The organism is Duganella sacchari (assembly GCF_900143065.1).
In the GTDB taxonomy this organism is placed as follows: Bacteria; Pseudomonadota; Gammaproteobacteria; order Burkholderiales; family Burkholderiaceae_D; genus Rugamonas; species Rugamonas sacchari.
Map to the genome: position 1 here is coordinate 402316 of NZ_FRCX01000004.1, position 17664 is coordinate 419979.

Annotated in this window: 17 protein-coding genes and 2 tRNA genes; 14 read left to right on the forward strand and 5 right to left on the reverse strand. The window is 58.9% G+C overall.

Annotation, left to right across the window (positions count from 1 at the left end):
- The first annotated feature begins 11 nt into the window (after positions 1-11).
- Positions 12-773, forward strand: coding sequence for a DUF3304 domain-containing protein (locus tag BUA36_RS10890; protein WP_167544277.1), 762 nt, complete (start codon positions 12-14; stop codon positions 771-773).
- Positions 770-2914 carry a T6SS phospholipase effector Tle1-like catalytic domain-containing protein gene (locus tag BUA36_RS10895; RefSeq protein WP_072784343.1) on the forward strand — a complete coding sequence of 715 codons (2145 nt, stop codon included), beginning with the start codon at positions 770-772 and terminating at the stop codon, positions 2912-2914. The genes BUA36_RS10890 and BUA36_RS10895 overlap by 4 nt, the downstream gene beginning before the upstream one ends.
- Before the next feature lie 155 nt (positions 2915-3069).
- On the opposite strand, the gene BUA36_RS10900 is transcribed toward BUA36_RS10895, so the two are convergent.
- The gene (locus BUA36_RS10900) at positions 3070-4371 is read right to left on the reverse strand and encodes a dicarboxylate/amino acid:cation symporter (protein ID WP_072784345.1); all 1302 of its coding nucleotides are present in this window, start codon (positions 4369-4371) and stop codon (positions 3070-3072) included.
- A gap of 217 nt (positions 4372-4588) precedes the next feature.
- Positions 4589-5383 carry a 3-hydroxybutyrate dehydrogenase gene (locus BUA36_RS10905; RefSeq protein ID WP_072784347.1) on the reverse strand — a complete coding sequence of 265 codons (795 nt, stop codon included), beginning with the start codon at positions 5381-5383 and terminating at the stop codon, positions 4589-4591.
- Between the two features lie 121 nt (positions 5384-5504).
- Here BUA36_RS10905 and BUA36_RS10910 point away from each other — a divergent pair, with 121 nt between their 5' ends.
- The 4 genes from BUA36_RS10910 to BUA36_RS10925 are packed head-to-tail and all read left to right on the forward strand — an operon-like array spanning position 5505 to position 9508.
- A complete protein-coding gene (locus BUA36_RS10910) occupies positions 5505-6383 on the forward strand; it encodes an alpha/beta fold hydrolase (RefSeq protein WP_072784349.1) in 879 nt (292 codons plus the stop codon).
- A 7-nt stretch (positions 6384-6390) separates the two neighbouring features.
- Complete coding sequence (locus BUA36_RS10915; RefSeq protein WP_072784351.1) at positions 6391-6741, forward strand: RidA family protein; 351 nt, start codon at positions 6391-6393, stop codon at positions 6739-6741.
- A 7-nt stretch (positions 6742-6748) separates the two neighbouring features.
- Positions 6749-8995, forward strand: a complete 2247-nt coding sequence (locus BUA36_RS10920; RefSeq protein ID WP_072784353.1) for a RelA/SpoT family protein — start codon at positions 6749-6751, stop codon at positions 8993-8995.
- Between the two features lie 9 nt (positions 8996-9004).
- Positions 9005-9508: a GNAT family N-acetyltransferase gene (locus tag BUA36_RS10925; protein ID WP_072784355.1), complete on the forward strand. Its 504-nt coding sequence runs from the start codon at positions 9005-9007 to the stop codon at positions 9506-9508.
- A gap of 41 nt (positions 9509-9549) precedes the next feature.
- Here the strand turns inward: BUA36_RS10925 and gstA are convergent, their stop codons facing one another.
- A complete protein-coding gene (gene gstA / locus BUA36_RS10930) occupies positions 9550-10137 on the reverse strand; it encodes a glutathione transferase GstA (RefSeq protein ID WP_072784357.1) in 588 nt (195 codons plus the stop codon).
- Between the two features lie 94 nt (positions 10138-10231).
- On the opposite strand from gstA, the gene BUA36_RS10935 reads away from it, so the two are divergent.
- A complete protein-coding gene (locus BUA36_RS10935; RefSeq protein WP_084560098.1) occupies positions 10232-11095 on the forward strand; it encodes a LysR family transcriptional regulator in 864 nt (287 codons plus the stop codon).
- Here BUA36_RS10935 and BUA36_RS10940 read toward each other — a convergent pair.
- Both BUA36_RS10940 and BUA36_RS10945 read right to left on the reverse strand, forming a co-directional pair.
- The gene (locus tag BUA36_RS10940; RefSeq protein WP_072784359.1) at positions 11090-11734 is read right to left on the reverse strand and encodes a CatA-like O-acetyltransferase; all 645 of its coding nucleotides are present in this window, start codon (positions 11732-11734) and stop codon (positions 11090-11092) included. The two genes, BUA36_RS10935 and BUA36_RS10940, sit on opposite strands and share 6 nt — an antisense overlap.
- Before the next feature lie 89 nt (positions 11735-11823).
- Complete coding sequence (locus tag BUA36_RS10945) at positions 11824-12759, reverse strand: cation diffusion facilitator family transporter (RefSeq protein WP_072784362.1); 936 nt, start codon at positions 12757-12759, stop codon at positions 11824-11826.
- 139 nt (positions 12760-12898) lie between these two features.
- Between BUA36_RS10945 and BUA36_RS10950 the strand changes: the two genes are divergently transcribed.
- The 7 genes from BUA36_RS10950 (at position 12899) to pheS (ending at position 17655) form a co-directional block, all read left to right on the forward strand.
- Positions 12899-12975: transfer RNA gene (locus BUA36_RS10950), tRNA-Val, on the forward strand.
- 40 nt (positions 12976-13015) lie between these two features.
- Positions 13016-13092: transfer RNA gene (locus BUA36_RS10955), tRNA-Val, on the forward strand.
- Positions 13093-13288: 196 nt separating this feature from the next.
- Positions 13289-15196: a threonine--tRNA ligase gene (gene thrS / locus BUA36_RS10960; RefSeq protein ID WP_072784363.1), complete on the forward strand. Its 1908-nt coding sequence runs from the start codon at positions 13289-13291 to the stop codon at positions 15194-15196.
- Positions 15197-15215: 19 nt separating this feature from the next.
- Entirely contained in the window at positions 15216-15755 is a 540-nt protein-coding gene (gene infC, locus BUA36_RS10965) for a translation initiation factor IF-3 (protein ID WP_072784364.1), read from the forward strand.
- Between the two features lie 195 nt (positions 15756-15950).
- A complete protein-coding gene (gene rpmI, locus BUA36_RS10970) occupies positions 15951-16148 on the forward strand; it encodes a 50S ribosomal protein L35 (protein ID WP_056156036.1) in 198 nt (65 codons plus the stop codon).
- A gap of 25 nt (positions 16149-16173) precedes the next feature.
- The gene (gene rplT, locus BUA36_RS10975) at positions 16174-16533 is read left to right on the forward strand and encodes a 50S ribosomal protein L20 (protein ID WP_056156032.1); all 360 of its coding nucleotides are present in this window, start codon (positions 16174-16176) and stop codon (positions 16531-16533) included.
- A gap of 102 nt (positions 16534-16635) precedes the next feature.
- A complete protein-coding gene (gene pheS / locus BUA36_RS10980) occupies positions 16636-17655 on the forward strand; it encodes a phenylalanine--tRNA ligase subunit alpha (RefSeq protein ID WP_072784365.1) in 1020 nt (339 codons plus the stop codon).
- The last annotated feature ends 9 nt before the right edge of the window (positions 17656-17664 follow it).

Sequence of the window (17664 nt, forward strand, 5' to 3'; positions counted from 1 at the left end):
ATGGAATGGAAATGACGATGAAACAGCGGTTTATGGCCCGGTGCTGCAGTGCGATGGTGATGTGTTTGCTCTCCCTGCCTGCATTGGTGGCTTGCGCGAAAAATACAGTGCCCGTCAGCGTGCACGGCGTGAATTACAGCGGCGACGATTTCAGCTATGTCGTGATCGACCCGGCAAATGACAAGAATGCGGCTGGCGGTGAAACGATAGGACCCTACGCGGCAGGCGGCACCATGTGCTGCTACGACCTGCCGACCAAATGGCGCAGCGGCATCCAGATCAAGGTGAAAGCCAAGCACTGGTTAGCCGAGAAGGCGAATGGCGATATCCCTGAAATTGCAGAGACCAGGCTGCTTGATGTACCGGCCTATGTCGATGGCAAGCCCGGCGAGCTGTGGGTGCTGCGTATGGCAGATGGTCAGCTCGGCATCGTTTCAAGCGACTACCAGCCAGACCATGCCAAGTGGCCGGGCAAGATCAAAGGCTGGCCAGTGCCGTCATTGGCGTATCAACGTGCACAGATGGATTTACATATCCAGCAAGAAGAAGGCGCTGTACAGCTGAACGAGAATTTTTTGAGAGACATGCGCAAAGACCCGCTTGTAGTGGCGACACGGGTATGGAATTACTCAACGAAGCGTGATCCCCAGTCTATTGCCGGTTTTAGCGGCCCGGAAGATAAAGCATATCAGGCTTATCTGTTGAAGGATTTTGAGGCAGCCTATGCCCGTGCGCAGAAAAATCTTAAAGAGCTGAAGGAGCGTCGTCCATGAGCGCTATTTTAATTCCGCCTATCCCTGAGACCTTCGTCAAAGCTGATGCGATGAAGGGCTTTTTCGATGACCTGGAGGAGCGGGATATTCGTAAAAAGCACGAAGTCAGAGAGCAGCCGATTCTCGGTGTGCCGGGCGAATCCTGCAAGACCAATCTGTTTTTTGGTTTCTTTTTTGATGGGACCAAAAACAATTACGTGCAGGCGGAGGCGGGGCAAAACCATTCGAACGTGGCGCGGTTGTACGACTGCTACCCGGGACTGAGTGTTCCTGGCGTGCTGCCGGCCAGCACGGACTGGACCTATAACGCCGCGCGTTATCAGCACTTCTTCAAAGTCTACGTTCCCGGCGTTGCATCGCCGTTCAAGGAAATCAATGACAGTGGAACGGGTCTGGAACTGACGCGGGGTGCTGCGATGGGGTACCGTGGCGAGTCGCGCATCATATGGGGGCTGCTGCAGGCCATCAATAACGTGCACCGCTATTTTCTCAAGACGCCGCTGTTATCGCCGTCGGAAACACTGTCTCTGGTCTACCGCCTCGACATGACCAAAGAGCATCGCCGTTACATGGGCAAACAAAGCCAGCGCGCTGGTTTGTTCAGCCGCTCGGACCGCAACGAAGAAAAGGATGAAAAAACGCGCCTGGAATTTGAGAAAGTGTTGAAACGCCTGCATGCGGCAGTGAAGCAGCATTGGCCGGACAAGAAGACCGGCAAGCCTGCAAAAATCGACCCGGCGCAAGTCAAGAAAATCTATATTTCCATTTTTGGCTTCTCCCGTGGGGCGACGCAGGCGCGCGCTTTTACCAATTGGCTCATGGCGGTATGCCGCTTGGATGCGAAGCTTGCTGGCCGTACCGGCATGAGCCTGGGCGGGTTTGACGTGCAGTTCGATTTTCTGGGGCTGTTTGATACGGTAGCGTCGGTGGGCGCTGGCAATACCATGGGCAACAGTATCCTCGGACGTTTTTTTGACGGTCACGGCGGCTGGGCTGATGCGGAAGAAAGCTTGCGGATACCGGAAGGCATTCGTTGTGTGCATCTGGTCGCCGCGCATGAAATCCGGCGTAGCTTCCCGCTCGACTCTATTTCGGTGGGACAGACTACCCCGCCTAACAGTGAAGAGATTGTGCTGCCTGGCGTTCACTCGGATATTGGTTGTGGCTACTGTCCGCTGGAGCAGGGACGGGGAACCGATCCCTCCGGCGCGGATATGCTGACCCGGGTGCCCCTGCTGTATATGTACCGCGAGGCGAGGCTGGCTGGTGTGCCGCTCAAGCTTGAGCTGGCGAGTCCGGCGGTGAAAAAGAAATTCAAGATCATGCCTTCGACGATCAAGGCATTGAATAGCTACCTGGCCAACTGTCAGGTCAAGAGCGGCACGCTCACGGCGATTATGCGGGAGCAAGCGAAGAACCACATCTTGTATCACAAAACCCGTCGGCCTACCGGAAAAATGCCGTTGGAATCGACCGCCAGCTTTGGCCGTGCGACTAACTTCGACAAGAATGATCTGCACAGCGCGAATCTGGAGCTGGAGGCAGAGATAGGGAAATTCGAGGAGTGGCTGAAAGAGGAAGGAAAAGGGTTTAAACCACGTGCGCAGGAGCCCGGTTTCGATAACGAGCATAAAAGCGAATGGGAAGAGATCGCTACCTGGTGGAGCAGCGCGCCGCCGGTGCCCCAAACGACATTGGACTTCTTTGATAACTATGTCCATGACTCACGTGCATGGTTCAAGTTGACCGGCGACTACCCGGACAATGAACCTGAGCTTGAGGAAAACCTGAAGAAATGGGCCGCACAGTTGCGCAGAGTCGCCGAGTACAACGAGAGGAAAGCAAAAGCTGCGGCGCTCAATGAGGAGCGCATGACCAAGCTGTACGGGAAAAACTCGGGTATGCAGCAGCCGCCATTTGTACCTATGAAGGATAATCTCGACGACAACAAGCGCCAGGCTGCGCTGGAATATGATCGCACCGGGAAAATTCCGCGCATGAAAACGGATGGCCGCGAACCGTATGAAAGCTGGGGACTGTCGCCGCTGGCGGGCTATCTGCGCTTCCGGAAAGTATATGCAGGACGCGACAGCGTGCTGATTTCCGAAGTACATCAGGAAGAAGATAAGCAGGTTGCGTAATCTGCATCGACTTCGCATGGTCGCGCGCACGACGGGTATTTTTCCACCGTGCCAGGTGCCGACCGGGCAAGCTGACCGTGCCCAGGAAGATTAAATGCTGGCGTAAATGCCCCGCGCGCTGAGCAGCGCCGGGGCATGGGAAGGATCAGGCTTGCTTAGTGGCTGACCGCTTGCTCCAGCAGTTCAGGATCCTTGATGGTCGAACCTGGGTTCGCCAGCTCGGCCTTCATCTTGTCGCGGTCCAGTTCTTTTTCCCAGTTCGACACGACCATCGCTGCGACGCCGTTGCCGACGAAGTTGGTCAGGGCGCGGCACTCGGACATGAAGCGGTCGATACCCAGGATCAGCGCCATGCCGGCCACTGGAATATCCGGTACCACGTGCAGCGTGGCCGCCAGCGTGATGAAGCCGGCGCCGGTGATGCCTGATGCGCCTTTCGAGGTCAGCATTGCCACGCCCAGAATAGTCAGCTCTTGCAGCAGGGTCAGTTCGGTGTTGGTGGCTTGCGCCACGAACAGCGCGGCCATGGTCATGTAGATGTTGGTGCCGTCCAGGTTGAACGAGTAGCCGGTGGGGACCACCAGGCCGACCACCGATTTCGAGCAGCCCAGGCGCTCCAGTTTGTTCATCAGCGAAGGCAGGGCCGATTCCGACGAGCTGGTGCCCAGCACGATCAGCAGTTCTTCCTTGATGTAGCTGATGAAGCGGAAGATCGAGAAGCCGGTCAGGCGCGCCACGGTGCCCAGCACCACGATCACGAAGATGCCGCAGGTCAGGTAGAAGCAGCCCATCAGGCTGGCCAGCGGTTTCAGCGAGGCGATGCCGTATTTGCCGATGGTGAAGGCCATAGCGCCAAAGGCGCCGATCGGGGCCACTTTCATGATGATGTTCACGACGCCAAAGATGGCGTGCGAAGCGTCGTCGATCAGCTTGACCAGCGGCTTGCCGCGCTCACCGAGCAGGGAGATGGCAAAGCCGAACAGGATCGCGATGAGCAGCACTTGCAAGATGTCGCCTTTGGCAAACGCGTCCACTACCGTATTCGGGATGATGTTCATCAGGAAGTCGGTGGTGGTCAGCGGGTGCGCCTTGGTGGTGTACTGCTCGATGGACTTGGCGTCCAGCGTGGCGGCGGTGGCGTTGAAGCCGGCGCCTGGCTTGGCGATATTGGCCACGAACAGGCCGATCACCAGTGCGAAGGTGGAGATCACTTCAAAATACAGCAGCGCCTTGCCGCCGACGCGGCCGATTTTCTTCACGTCCTGCATGCCGGCGATGCCAGAGACCACGGTGCAGAAGATCACCGGTGCAATAATCATCTTGATCAGCTTGATGAAGCCGTCGCCGAAGGGTTTCATGGCGACGCCGCTGTCCGGGTAGAACACGCCGAGCAGGATGCCGCAGGCGATGGCGAAGAGTACCTGTACGTACAGGACTTTATAGAATGGTTTTTTCACGGGGTCTCCTCGTGTTTCGGGTGAGGAGTGCATAATCGCTCAGGGCGAGAGATATCACTATTGTGGAAAGCCGCAAATCACGGCCAGTGATATCTCTGCTGGCTAAGGGATACTACGTACCATCCGGGGTCAGTTCTTGCAATCCAACACGAGCTCAGCCGTAGTGGGCGCTACGGCTGAGCTCGTGTTGGATTGCAAGAACTGACCCCGGATTGGTTTATTGGGCGACCCAGCCGCCGTCCATATTCCAGGCCACGCCGCGTACCTGTTTGGCGGCGTCGGAGCACAGGAACACGGCCAGTGCGCCCAGCTCTTCCGGGGTGACGAAGTCGCCTGACGGTTGTTTGTCCGCCAACAGTGCCTTTTTGGCCTGCTCGTTGCTGATGCCGTCGCGCGCGGCGCGGTCGTCCACCTGTTTTTGCACTAACGGTGTCAGCACGAAGCCGGGGCAGATGGCGTTGACGGTGACGCCGGTGGTGGCGGTTTCCAGCGCGTTGGCCTTGGTCAGGCCGAGCAGGCCGTGCTTGGCGGCGACATAGGCGGATTTGCCGGCCGAGGCCACCAGGCCGTGGGTCGATGCCAGGTTGATGATGCGGCCCCAGTTGTTGGCGCGCATGCGTGGCAGCACCAGGCGCGAGGTGTGGAAGGCCGAGGTCAGGTTGATGGCGATAATCGCATCCCACTTTTCGACCGGGAATTCTTCCACATTGGCGACGTACTGGATGCCAGCGTTATTGACCAGCACATCGACGCCGCCGAACTTGTCGCCGGCGAACTGGATCATGGCTTCGATCTCGGCCGGCTTGGTCATGTCGGCGTTGTGATACGCCACCTGCACGCCGTATTCCCGGGCCAGATCCGCCTGCAGCTGCTCGATTTCCCCGGCATCGCCAAAACCGTTCAACAACACATTGGCGCCTTCGGCCGCCAGCGAGCGGGCGATGCCCAGACCGATGCCGGAAGTCGAACCGGTTACCAGCGCGGTTTTGCCGCTCAAAGTCTTGTTTGCCATACTGTCCTCTATAGGGTTGGTGATTGAAGGCGCGCTGCGCTACACTTCGGTAGGATTTTGTCACAACGCGGTAAAATGGTACTTCTGAACATCATTACATAAAAACCATTGAGGAAGCCGCATGCTCGAAGCAAAAATAAAGTCTGTTCAATGCCTGTCGCTGGCGGGCTTGCATCGCATGTCCTACAAAGAATGGGGAGATGAGAGCAACCCGAATGCGCTGGTCTGCGTCCACGGCGTGACCCGCGTGGCGGATGACTTCGACAACATGGCCCGCGCGCTCGCCAACGATTACCGTGTGATTTGCCCGGACATCGTCGGCCGCGGCCGCTCGGACTGGTTGAAAAATCCGCAACTGTACCGCATTCCCCAATACGTGAGCGATATCGTAACCCTGTTGGCGCGCGTGCTGCCAGACGCCGAAAGTCAGAAGGTGGACTGGTTCGGCACCTCGATGGGCGGCCTGATCGGGATGGGCCTGGCGTCGTTGCCGGGCAACCCGATCCGCAAGCTGGTCCTCAACGATATCGGCCCGGTGCTGGCGCCGATGGCGATGCAGCGCATTGGCGATTACATCGGCCAGGACTTGCGGTTTGAAACGTTCGAGGCCGGCGCCAAGTTCATCCGCGACGTCTCGCTGTCCTTCGGCGAACACACCGAGGCCGAGTGGCACAAGCTGGCCACCGACGTGCTGCGCCAGGACAAGGATGGCAAATGGGTGCGCCATTACGATATGGGCCTGGCGCTGCCGTTCCGTTCGGCCACGCCGGAGTCGGCCGATGCTGACCAGGCCATGCTGTGGGCCGCGTATGACGCGATCACCTGCCCGACGCTGCTGGTGCGCGGCGCCGAGTCCGACCTGCTGTCGCCGGAAACGGCCAAACTGATGACGGAGCGCGGCCCGAAAGCCACGCTGGTGGAAATTCCGAGCGTGGGCCACGCGCCGACCTTCATCCACGACGATCAAATCGCGATAGCAAAGCAATTCCTGTTAGGTTAAGAAGAGTATGGAAATCAAACGACTGTATGTAGGCAAGCGCCTGTCCGAGGTGGCTATTCACAACAACACCGTGTACCTGGCCGGCCAGATCCCGGACGACTACTCGCTCGACATCCGCGGCCAGACGCGCCAGGTGCTGGGGCACGTGGACCGTCTGCTGGCCGAATCGGGCAGCGACAAGACCTGCATCCTGAGCTGCACGATCTACGTCAAGGACATGGCCGACTTCCCCGGTATGAACGAGGAGTGGGACGCCTGGGTGCCGCAAGGCCACACGCCGCCGCGCGCCACCGTGGAAGCCAAGTTGTTCGATCCCCAAGTGCTGGTCGAAATCGTCGTCGTCGCCGCACAGCGTTAGGAGCACCATGGTTTCCACCACTGCGCTTAACAGCGCAACGTCGGAGCAGCTGGTTCACGGGCTGTCACCGGATGACAGCGCGCGCATGCTGGCGGCGCTGGAATTCGCCGACGCCGCGTATGCCGGCAAGACCGCCAGCAGCGGCCAGCCGGCAGCGGAGTTTGCGGCTGGCGTGGCCGGCACGCTGGCTTCGCTGAATACCGATGTCGAGACCCGCATCGCGGGCCTGATGTTTGAACTCACCCTGCTGGAACCTGAACTGGCGCCGATGATCGAGCCACGTTTCGGCGCGGGCGTGAATGATCTGGTGGCTGGCGTGCGTCAGCTGATCCGTCTGCGCGAGCTGACGCAGGCGCAGAACGCACCTGCGGCACGTGGCCGCAATGCCCAGCAACTGGCGGTGGCGCAGGTTGAAACCCTGCGCAAGATGCTGCTGGCGATGGCCTCCGATATGCGTGTGGTGCTGGTGCGCCTGGCCTCGTGCGTGACGTCCTTGCGCTATTTTGCCGACATCAAGCTGTTTGACGATATGACGTGCGCCTATGGGCGCGAAACGCTGGACCTGTATGCGCCGCTGGCCAACCGCCTGGGGATCTGGCAGCTCAAGTGGGAGCTGGAGGATTTGTCGTTCCGCTTCATCGAGCCGGAAACGTACAAGCGCATCGCCAAGATGCTGGAAGAGAAGCGCGTGATGCGCGAGGGCTTCGTCACCAGCGCCATCGAGCGTCTGCAATCGGAAATGGCGGCCGCCGGCATTCAGGCCGAGGTGTTTGGCCGGCCCAAGCACATCTACTCCATCTGGAGCAAGATGAAGGGCAAGGAGCTGGACTTCACCGACCTGTACGACGTGCGCGCGTTCCGCGTGATCGTTGCCGACGTCAAGACCTGCTACACGGTGCTGGGCGTGGTCCACAATATCTGGACGCCGATTCCGAAAGAGTTCGACGACTACATTTCGCGTCCCAAGGCGAACGGCTACCAGTCGCTGCACACGGTGGTGACGGCGGAAGACGGCCGCCCGCTGGAGGTGCAGATCCGCACCCAGGAAATGCACAGCTTTGCCGAATACGGCGTGGCAGCGCACTGGCGCTACAAGGAAACGGGTGGTTCCACCTTCACCGCGCAGCAGTACGATGAAAAAATCGCCTGGCTGCGCCAGCTGCTGGCGTGGAAGACTGACGTGGCGGATGTCGTGGTCGGCCAGGAAGAACAGCAGCGCGAATGGGTCGAGAAGCTCAAGGCTGCCGCGCTGGACGACCGCATCTTCGTACTGACGCCGCAAGCGCGCGTGATCGAGCTGCCGGTCGGCGCGACGCCGGTGGACTTTGCTTACCATCTGCATAGCGACGTTGGCCACCGCTGCCGCGGCGCGCGTGTCGATGGTGTGATGGTGCCCCTGAATACGCCGCTGAAAAACGGCCAGACCTGCGAAATCATCACCGCCAAAGGTGCGCCTGGTACGGCCGGACCATCGCGTGACTGGCTCGGTGACGATTACACGGTGGCGACGCGCACGCGTTCCAAGATCCGTGCATGGTTCCACGCCATCGACATGCAGGAAACGCTGTCGCATGGCCGTGCCGTGGTGGAGAAGACCTTGCAGCGCGAGGGCAAGACCGCCGTCAATCTGGAAGCGCTGGCCAATAAGCTGGGCTTTGCCAAGGTCGATGATCTGTTCCTCTCGGTTGGCAAGGATGAATTCAGCCTGCGCGCGATTGAGAATGCGCTGCACGACAGCGGTGAACCGCAGGAGCCGGCGGACGAGGTCTTCCTCGGCAAGAGCCGCGCTTCCAGCGTGGAGCAGGGCGCCAAGTCGGGCGTGCTGGTGGTGGGGACCGATGGGCTGATGACGCAGCTGGCCAAGTGCTGCAAGCCGGCGCCGCCGGATGGCATCGTCGGCTTTGTCACGCGCGGCAAGGGCGTGTCGATCCACCGCGCGACGTGCAAGAACTTCGCCGAAATGCGCGCCAAGGCGCCGGAGCGGGTGATCGTCACCGAGTGGGGACGTGCCGGTTCGGATACGGTCTATCCGGTCGATATCTTCATCCTGGCAAATGACCGCCAGGGCCTGCTGCGCGATATCTCCGAGATTTTCTCGCGCGAGAAGATCAACGTGATCGGCGTGAACACGCAGTCGGCGAAAGGTTTTGCACGCATGACCTTCACCGCCGAAATCGGCGCGACGGCGCAACTGCATAAAGCGCTGCTCTCCATCTCCGAAGTCACCGGCGTGCAGGAAGCGCGCCGTGCATAGGGCCTGCGTATGACGGTACTCGAAACACCACGTCTGTCGCTGGTGCCGTTTAACGATAGCCATTTGGCGGGTCTGGCGGAGCTGAACAGCGATCCTGAGGTGATGCGCTACATCGGCGCCGGCCTGCCATTTACGGTAGCGGAAAGCCAGGCCATGATCGACCGCGTGAAAGCGCGCTGGATCGAGCATGGTTATTCCTGGTGGGCGGTACTACGTAAAAGTGACGGCATGCTGATCGGCGCTGCCACCTTGCAGCCGCTGGAGGGCGTTACCGGCGCGGCACCCGAAATCGGCTGGCGCTTCCGGCGCGACAGCTGGGGGCAGGGCTATGCCACCGAGGCCGCACGTCGCGTGGTGGCGTATGCGCAGCAACTGCGCATACCGCAATTGCTGGCGGTTGCACATCCGGATAACACCGCCTCCACGGCGGTGATGCAGCGGCTGGGGATGCGCTATCGGGGCATCGAAACGCACTACAAGGTTCCCTGCGCAACCTACGAGATCGAGATCTGAACCTGGCGTTTGCTGATCACGCCAACGACGACTTGCTCCAATCAATTATGTGCCATTAGCGCCGCCTGGACTGACGGACGCTCTGCCACGCGCTTGTGCCAGGCAGCGACGGCTGGCCATTGTTCCAGACTGATTTCGAAGAAGGCAAACCAGCCCAATACCGTGTACAGGTAAGCGTCTGCGATGGTGAAGGCGTCGCCCATGACATGCTTGTGGTGTTGCAGTGCGCTCATACGGCGCAGCAGGCGCTCACGGAATATGGCCTGGGCGGCTTCCGGCAATGCCTGGTTGAACAGCGGCGCAACGCCCGCGTGGATTTCACTGGTGATGAAGTTGAGTGTCTCTTGCAGGCGCACGCGTTGCCAGCTGCCTGGCGGCGGCGCCAGTTTTGCCTCCGGCTTCAGATCCGCCAGATACTGAACGATGGCCACGCCTTCGGCCAGTACTTCACCATTGTCCAGTTCCAGTGCTGCGACGTAGCCTTTCGGGTTGATGTCGCGGAAGTCGCGGCCATCGGCGGTGCGCTTGGTCTGGTTGTCCACCTTGATTAATGCGTGTGGCAGGTCGAGCTCTTTGAGTACGATCAGCGGCGAGAGCGAGCAGGTATGTGGTGCGTAATAGAGCTTCATTGGCGACTCCGGGATAGTGAGGAGCTGCCACTGTATGCGGCACGCCGATGCGCTGTAAAATTAATGCTCCAGAAACGAGCTATCAGTTTTTCTAATGATGAATTTGACCCATTGGCGTCTGCTGGTTGCGGTAGCGGGCGTCGGCAATATTTCGCGGGCGGCGGAGCAGGTCGGCATCACGCAATCGGGCGCGAGCCAGGCGATTACGCAGATTGAGTCTGCGCTGGGCAGCAAGCTGTTTGTGCGCGAGCGGCGCGAGGTCAGCGTGACTGCCTTGGGCGAGCAGGTGCTGCAGCATGCGCGCGCCATGCTGGCGCAGCTTGATGCGATCCGCGCGCTGGCTGACAATGCGCAAGGACTGCACGCAGGGCGTATCCGTCTGGCGTCTTTCCCGTCCGTGCTGGCGACAGTGCTGCCGCAGATGGCGCAAGCGTTTCAACGGCGCCATCCCGGCATCGCGGTAGTGGCGCTGGAAGGCACGGACACAGAGGTGGAAACCTGGCTGGCGGAAGATACGATAGAACTGGGCGTGGTGCTGAATCCCGCGCCTGAACGTGAGGCCGTTATCGTCGGCCGCGATGCATGGGTTGCGTTGCTGCCGTCCAATCATCCATTAAGCCGACGCTCCAGTGAGCAGGGCGTGGCGCTGAGCGAGCTGGCCGCTGAGCCGTTTGTGCTGGCCACGGGCGGTTGCGACGTCCACGCGCGAGCGCTCGCAGAGGATGCCGGCGTGACGCTTTCCGATATCCGCGTAACGGTGCGCGACCTGTTGAGCGCAGCGGTGCTGGTGCGCGAGGGCATGGGCGTGTCCGTGGTTCCCGAATCCGCGTTGCCGGAGGACCAGCGTAGATTGCGCGTGATGCAGCTGCAACCACGCGTGTATCGCGAATTTGGCCTGGTGTGTTCGCGGTCTGGCCGTGCGTCGGCTGCAGTGCAGGCCTTCCTGCGCGAGTTATGAGGCAATCGTTTTTGCGATACCCGCTGCAATCGCTTGCGCCAGCAGGTGGATGTGGTAGCCATCCACGAAGCCGTGATGCGCCTGCACCGACATATTCATCGTCAGCTTGCCGTCGTCGCGCGCATCGCTGAAACGGCCCCAGGCCAGCGATGGGATATCGTAGGACTTGTGTTCGTAGATAGGATGCTCGATTGACGACAGCTTCAGCCACGGCATGCAGGTGATGTGGATGTTGCGGCGTTGATCGTACTCGCTCAGTTTAGCGGTGGTGTTGACGATTTTCTCGCTGGCTTCGGCGAACTCCTTGGCTGCTACGCTGCGGGCGATGAACTCTTTCAGATCTTCGGTCATTTCAAAGCGCGCAAAGTTCAGGTTCTGATCCTGGTTGAGCACTGTGTACGAAGCCCAGAAGTCGTCGATCTTGATTACCTCACCCTTGTGGATGCGGTACATGAAATTGTCGATGCCCTGTAGCGCGTGCAGCACGTGATACAGGAAGAAGTGAAATGGCGGCAGGCCATGCTGCTTGCAGTAAGGCCGGAATTCCGGCACTTCCAGCTCAAAGCTCAGGTTGACGAGAGGGTTTTCGAACGATGCGAAAGCATCGTAGCGGTCACGGCGTTTTTCAAAGTTCTGCATGATGGTGAGGCGTTAATTCTTGCTACGTTGAAGGATGGTGCGTGCCGCTTTCGCGGCGGTGAGGTTAATTTTCTGTCTCGCCCAGCGGGTCATGTGCGTCCTTGTGGGGCGACTTCCGCTTGCAGGGTGATGTGGTCGATGCCGTGTTTTTCCAGCAGCATGGCCTTGATGGCGCGCAGGATGTCGGGCCAGTGTTTCAGGTCGGTGATTTCAACGTGGCCTATCAGTGCGGGCTGGCCGGGCGACATGTCCCACACGTGCAGGTCATGGACCGAGCACACGCCTTCGATCTGTTCCAGGTCTGCGCCGACTTGAAGGTAGTTGATTTCCTCGGGCACGCCGCCCATCAGGAAATGATAGGACTCGCGCAGTACGCCGACGGTTGAATGCAGGATCAGCGCTGCCACGAACAGGGAGAGCAGCGGATCGATCTGCATCCAGCCGGTGTAGTAGATCACGGCGCCGGACACCAGTGCGGCCACGGAGCCGAGCAGGTCACCCAGCACATTGACCAGGGCGGCGCGGGTGTTCATATTGCTCTCGCCACGCGACAGCAGCCAGGCCAGTAGCAGGTTAATCACCAGGCCGATGCCGGCCACAATAAATACGGTGGCGCCGTGCACTTGTTCCGGATGCGAGAAGCGGCTGATGGCTTCGTAGGCAATCCATGCCACCAGCACCATCAGCACCAGGCTGTTGACAAACGCTGCCAGCGCTTCCGCGCGGCCAAAGCCGAACGAGTGGCGCGCGGAAGGTGGGCGTTTGGCGATCAGTTGCGCCAGCAGGGCCAGGCCCAGCGCGGCGGCGTCCGTCACCATGTGGCCGGCGTCGGAAATCAGTGCCAGCGAATTGGACATGAAGCCGGTTACCACTTCCACAATCGCAAAGCCCAGCGTGAGTACCAGCGACCAGGCCAGCACGGACTGGCTGCGCTGCACGGTGTAGTGCTTGTAGTGGGCGTCGCCTGCGCGGTGTTCGTGCAGGTGGGCGGAAGGCGACGATGGTGCGGTGGTGTCTGCTTGCATGGGCGTGATCGAGAATGGGATTAGCGTTAGTTTAATGCAAGCCAGAAACGCCTGCGTTTCAGCCTCATAGCGGAATTTGAAATGTTTCCTTTCATTACCCTTGTTTTTCTTCCGGGCGCTCTCTATAATGCTGGTCTTCGGGCGGTTAGTTCAGCTGGTTAGAATACTTGGTCGACATCCAAGGGGTCGGGGATTCGAATTCCTCACCGCCCACCAGAATACGCAGTAAAGCAGTACAATTTAAGGCAGTACCCACGGGCGGTTAGTTCAGCTGGTTAGAATACTTGGTCGACATCCAAGGGGTCGGGGATTCGAATTCCTCACCGCCCACCAGACATCTGTAAGAGCGAGAAAGGCAATCACGGTTATGACACCGCGAACTACTACCAAGTTTTGGGAGTGACGCTAGTCAACGGGATTCTTTTGCTTGTCAAAAAGAGAAAAACGCGGCTAGCCCGCGTTTTTTTTCGTCCGCATTTTTTAAACTACTTTTTTAATCACCGGCCCGCGCGCCGACATGGAGATCACAATGATTTCAGTTCGCCTTCCTGATGGTTCTGCCCGTGAATTTGACGGCCCAGTCACCGTTGCTCAAGTGGCGTCCAGCATTGCTACCAGCCTGGGCAAGGCTGCGCTGGCTGGCAAAGTCGACGGCAAAGTGGTGGATACTTCCTACCTGATCGACAAGAATGTCGATCTGGCCATCGTCACCGATAAAGATCCGGAAGGTCTGGACGTGATCCGTCACTCGACCGCCCACTTGCTGGCGTACGCAGTGAAAGAACTGTTCCCGGACGCGCAAGTCACCATCGGCCCAGTCATCGAAAATGGCTTCTATTACGACTTCTCGTACAAGCGTCCGTTCACGCCTGACGATCTGGTGGCGATTGAAAAGAAAATGGCCGAGCTGGCCAAGAAGGACGAGCCAGTCACCCGCAAAGTGCTGCCGCGCGATGAGGCGGTGGCCTACTTCAAATCGATCGGCGAAGCCTACAAGGCTGAAATCATTGCATCGATCCCCGCGGATCAGGATGTGTCGCTGTACAGCGAAGGCGGCTTCACCGACCTGTGCCGCGGCCCACACGTGCCATCGACCGGCAAGCTGAAGGTATTCAAGCTCATGAAGCTGGCCGGTGCTTACTGGCGCGGCGACAGCAAGAACGAAATGCTGCAGCGCGTGTACGGCACCGCCTGGGCGAAGAAAGAAGACCAGGAGCAGTACCTGTTCCAGCTGGAAGAGGCGGAAAAGCGCGACCACCGCAAGCTGGGCAAGCAGCTGGACTTCTTCCACTTCCAGGACGAGGCGCCAGGCCTGGTGTTCTGGCATCCGAAAGGCTGGACCATCTGGCAGCAGGTTGAGCAGTACATGCGCAACAAGTACCAGGTCAATGGCTATCAGGAAGTCAAGGCGCCGCAGATTCTGGACTCCAGCCTGTGGGGCAAGACCGGCCACTGGGATAACTACCGCGAAAACATGTTCGTGACCGAGTCGGAAAACCGCTCGTACGCGCTGAAGCCGATGAACTGCCCGGGCCACGTGCAGATCTTCAACAGCAATATGCGTTCGTACCGCGACCTGCCGTTGCGCTACGGCGAGTTCGGCCAATGCCACCGCAATGAGCCGTCGGGCGCGCTGCACGGCATCATGCGCGTGCGTGGCTTCACCCAGGATGATGGTCACATCTTCTGCACCGAAGAGCAGATCGAGCCGGAAGTCGTGTCTTTCCATACGCAAGCGATGGAAGTCTACAAGGATTTCCATTTCCATAATATCGACGTCAAGCTGGCGCTGCGTCCGGACAACCGCATCGGTACCGATGAGGTCTGGGATGAGGCGGAAGAGGCGCTGCGTTCCGGCCTGCGTGCCTGTGGCGTAACCTGGACCGAGCTGCCGGGCGAGGGCGCGTTCTACGGTCCGAAGATCGAGTACCACCTCAAGGATTCGCTGGGCCGCCCGTGGCAGGTCGGCACCATGCAGGTTGACTTCTTCATGCCGGAGCGTCTGGGCGCCGAGTATGTTGCGGCCGACAATAGCCGTAAAGTGCCGGTCATGCTGCACCGCGCCATCGTTGGTTCGATGGAGCGTTTCATCGGCATCCTGATCGAAAACTATGCGGGCGCGCTGCCGGCCTGGCTGGCGCCGGTGCAGGTTTCGGTGCTGAACATCTCGGATGCGCAGGCGGAATATGTGCAACAAGTGGCTGAAAAGCTGCGCCGCTGCGGGTTCCGCGTACAGACCGATTTGCGCAACGAGAAAATAAACTATAAAATACGTGAACATTCCGTCCAAAAACTGCCTTACATTCTGGTTGTGGGTGATAAAGAACGGGATGCCAACACCGTCGCCGTGCGGGCACGGGGCAATGTCGATCTGGGCGTCATGTCCGTCGATGCCCTGATAGAGCGACTTCAGCAAGACGTCGCCACCAAGGCCTGATCGCACTGGCATTCATTAGATTTTAAAAGGAATCACCATAGCTACTGACAAGTCGCATCGCATCAATGGCGAAATCACTGCCCCTGAAATGCGTTTAAGTGGGGTCGATAACGAGCCTCTCGGTATCGTGAGTTTGGCCGAAGCCTTCCGCCTGGCGGAAGCGGCGGACGTCGACCTGGTCGAGATCGCACCTACCGCGGTCCCACCGGTCTGCCGTCTGATGGACTACGGCAAGTTCAAGTATTCGGAGCAGAAGAAGGCTCACGAAGCGAAATTGAAGCAGAAGGTCATCTCCGTGAAGGAAGTCAAATTCCGTCCGGGTACTGATGATGGCGACTACAATATCAAGCTGCGTAACCTCATCAAGTTCCTGGAAGACGGTGACAAGACCAAGATCACCTTGCGCTTCCGTGGCCGCGAGATGGCGCACCAGGATATTGGTTTCCGTATGCTGGAACGCCTGAAAGCCGATCTGGAGCCGCATGGCCAGGTCGAGCAGTTCCCGAAAATGGAAGGCCGCCAGATGATTATGGTGCTGGCACCGAAGAAAAAGAAGTAAATTGCTATAGTGGCAATCAAAAAAAGGGCGCAACAGTGCCCTTTTTTGTTTTTCTGGGCTATAATTGTCGGCTGTAGTAAATGTAGTGGACTCGCATCCGCTGCACAAACAAGTGAGAGCAGGCATCTAAGAGCGACGTAGTGTTGCCACCTGTAATCCTGTTTAATAGGAGCTGTCCGAGAGGACAGAATATCTATGCCAAAAATGAAAACCAAGAGCTCCGCGAAAAAACGTTTTCGCGTGCGTCCAGGTGGTACCGTTAAATCGGGTATGGCTTTCAAACGCCACATCCTGACCAAGAAGACGACGAAGAACAAGCGTCAACTGCGCGGCACCCGTAACATCGATGCGACCGACGTCCAGCGCGTCTACGCTATGATGCCATCCGCTTAATCTCACACTCAATTAAGGAGCTAATATGCCTCGAGTAAAACGTGGGGTTACTGCGCGTGCCCGTCATAAAAAAGTACTGAATCTTGCCAAAGGCTACCGCGGTCGTCGTAGCAAGGTATACCGTATTGCCAAGCAAGCAGTGATGCGCGCTGGCCAGTACGCATACCGTGACCGTCGTAACAAGAAGCGCGTCTTCCGCCGCCTGTGGATCGCCCGTATTAACGCTGCTTCCCGTGAGCACGGCGTTACCTACAGCGTATTCATGAACGGTCTGAAGAAAGCTGCTATCGAACTGGACCGTAAAGTCCTGGCCGATATGGCTGTTATGGACAAGCCAGCATTCGCTGCGATTGTCAACGTCGTGAAAGCTAAAATCGCTGCTTAATGCATTGATTTAAGATTCGCTATGCCGGCAACGGCATACGTTAGGAACGGGGCAAAGGTGTGAACCTGTGCCCCGTTTTTGATTCAAGGATAAGAAAAACGCATGGACTCCCTGGAACAACTCGTTGCCTCTGCAGTGCTGGATTTCGACGCGGCCAAAGATGACGCCGCCGCACTGGAAAACGCCAAAGCCAAATACCTGGGCAAGACCGGCCAGATTACCGAATTGATGAAGGGCCTGGGCAAGCTCGAGCCTGAGGCCAAGAAGGCGCAGGGTGCGCTGATCAACGCCGCCAAGCAGCAGATCGAAGCCGCGCTGAATGCGCGCCGTGATGCGCTGGCCGAAGCCCAGTTGCAAGTCCGCTTGAATGCCGAGGCGATTGACGTCTCGCTGCCTGGCCGCGGCCGCGCCGGCGGTGGCATCCACCCGGTGATGCGTACCTGGGAGCGCGTGGAAGAGATCTTCCGCTCGATCGGTTTCGACGTGGCCGACGGCCCGGAAATCGAAAACGACTGGACCAACTTCACCGCGCTGAACAGCCCGGAAAACCATCCTGCGCGTTCGATGCAGGATACCTTCTACGTGGACGGTAACGACAGCGAAGGCAAACCGCTGCTGCTGCGCACCCACACCTCGCCGATGCAGGTGCGCTACGCGCGCAGCCACACGCCGCCGATCAAGGTGATCGCACCAGGCCGCACCTACCGCGTGGACAGCGATGCCACCCACTCGCCAATGTTCCACCAGGTTGAAGGCCTGTGGATCGCCGAGAACATCAGCTTTGCCGACCTCAAGGGCGTGTACCTGAACTTCGTCAAAGCCTTCTTCGAGACCGACGACCTGCAAGTGCGTTTCCGTCCGTCCTACTTCCCGTTCACCGAACCATCGGCCGAAATCGACATCGCGTTTGGCAGTGGTCCGCTCAAAGGCCGCTGGCTGGAAGTGTCTGGCTCAGGCCAGGTGCACCCATCGGTGGTGCGCAATTTCGGCCTGGATCCGGAAAAGTACATTGGTTTCGCGTTCGGCTCCGGCCTGGAGCGCCTGACCATGCTGCGCTACGGGATCAACGACCTGCGCCTGTTCTACGAAGGTGATCTGCGTTTCCTGAAGCAGTTCAATTAATTCGGCCCC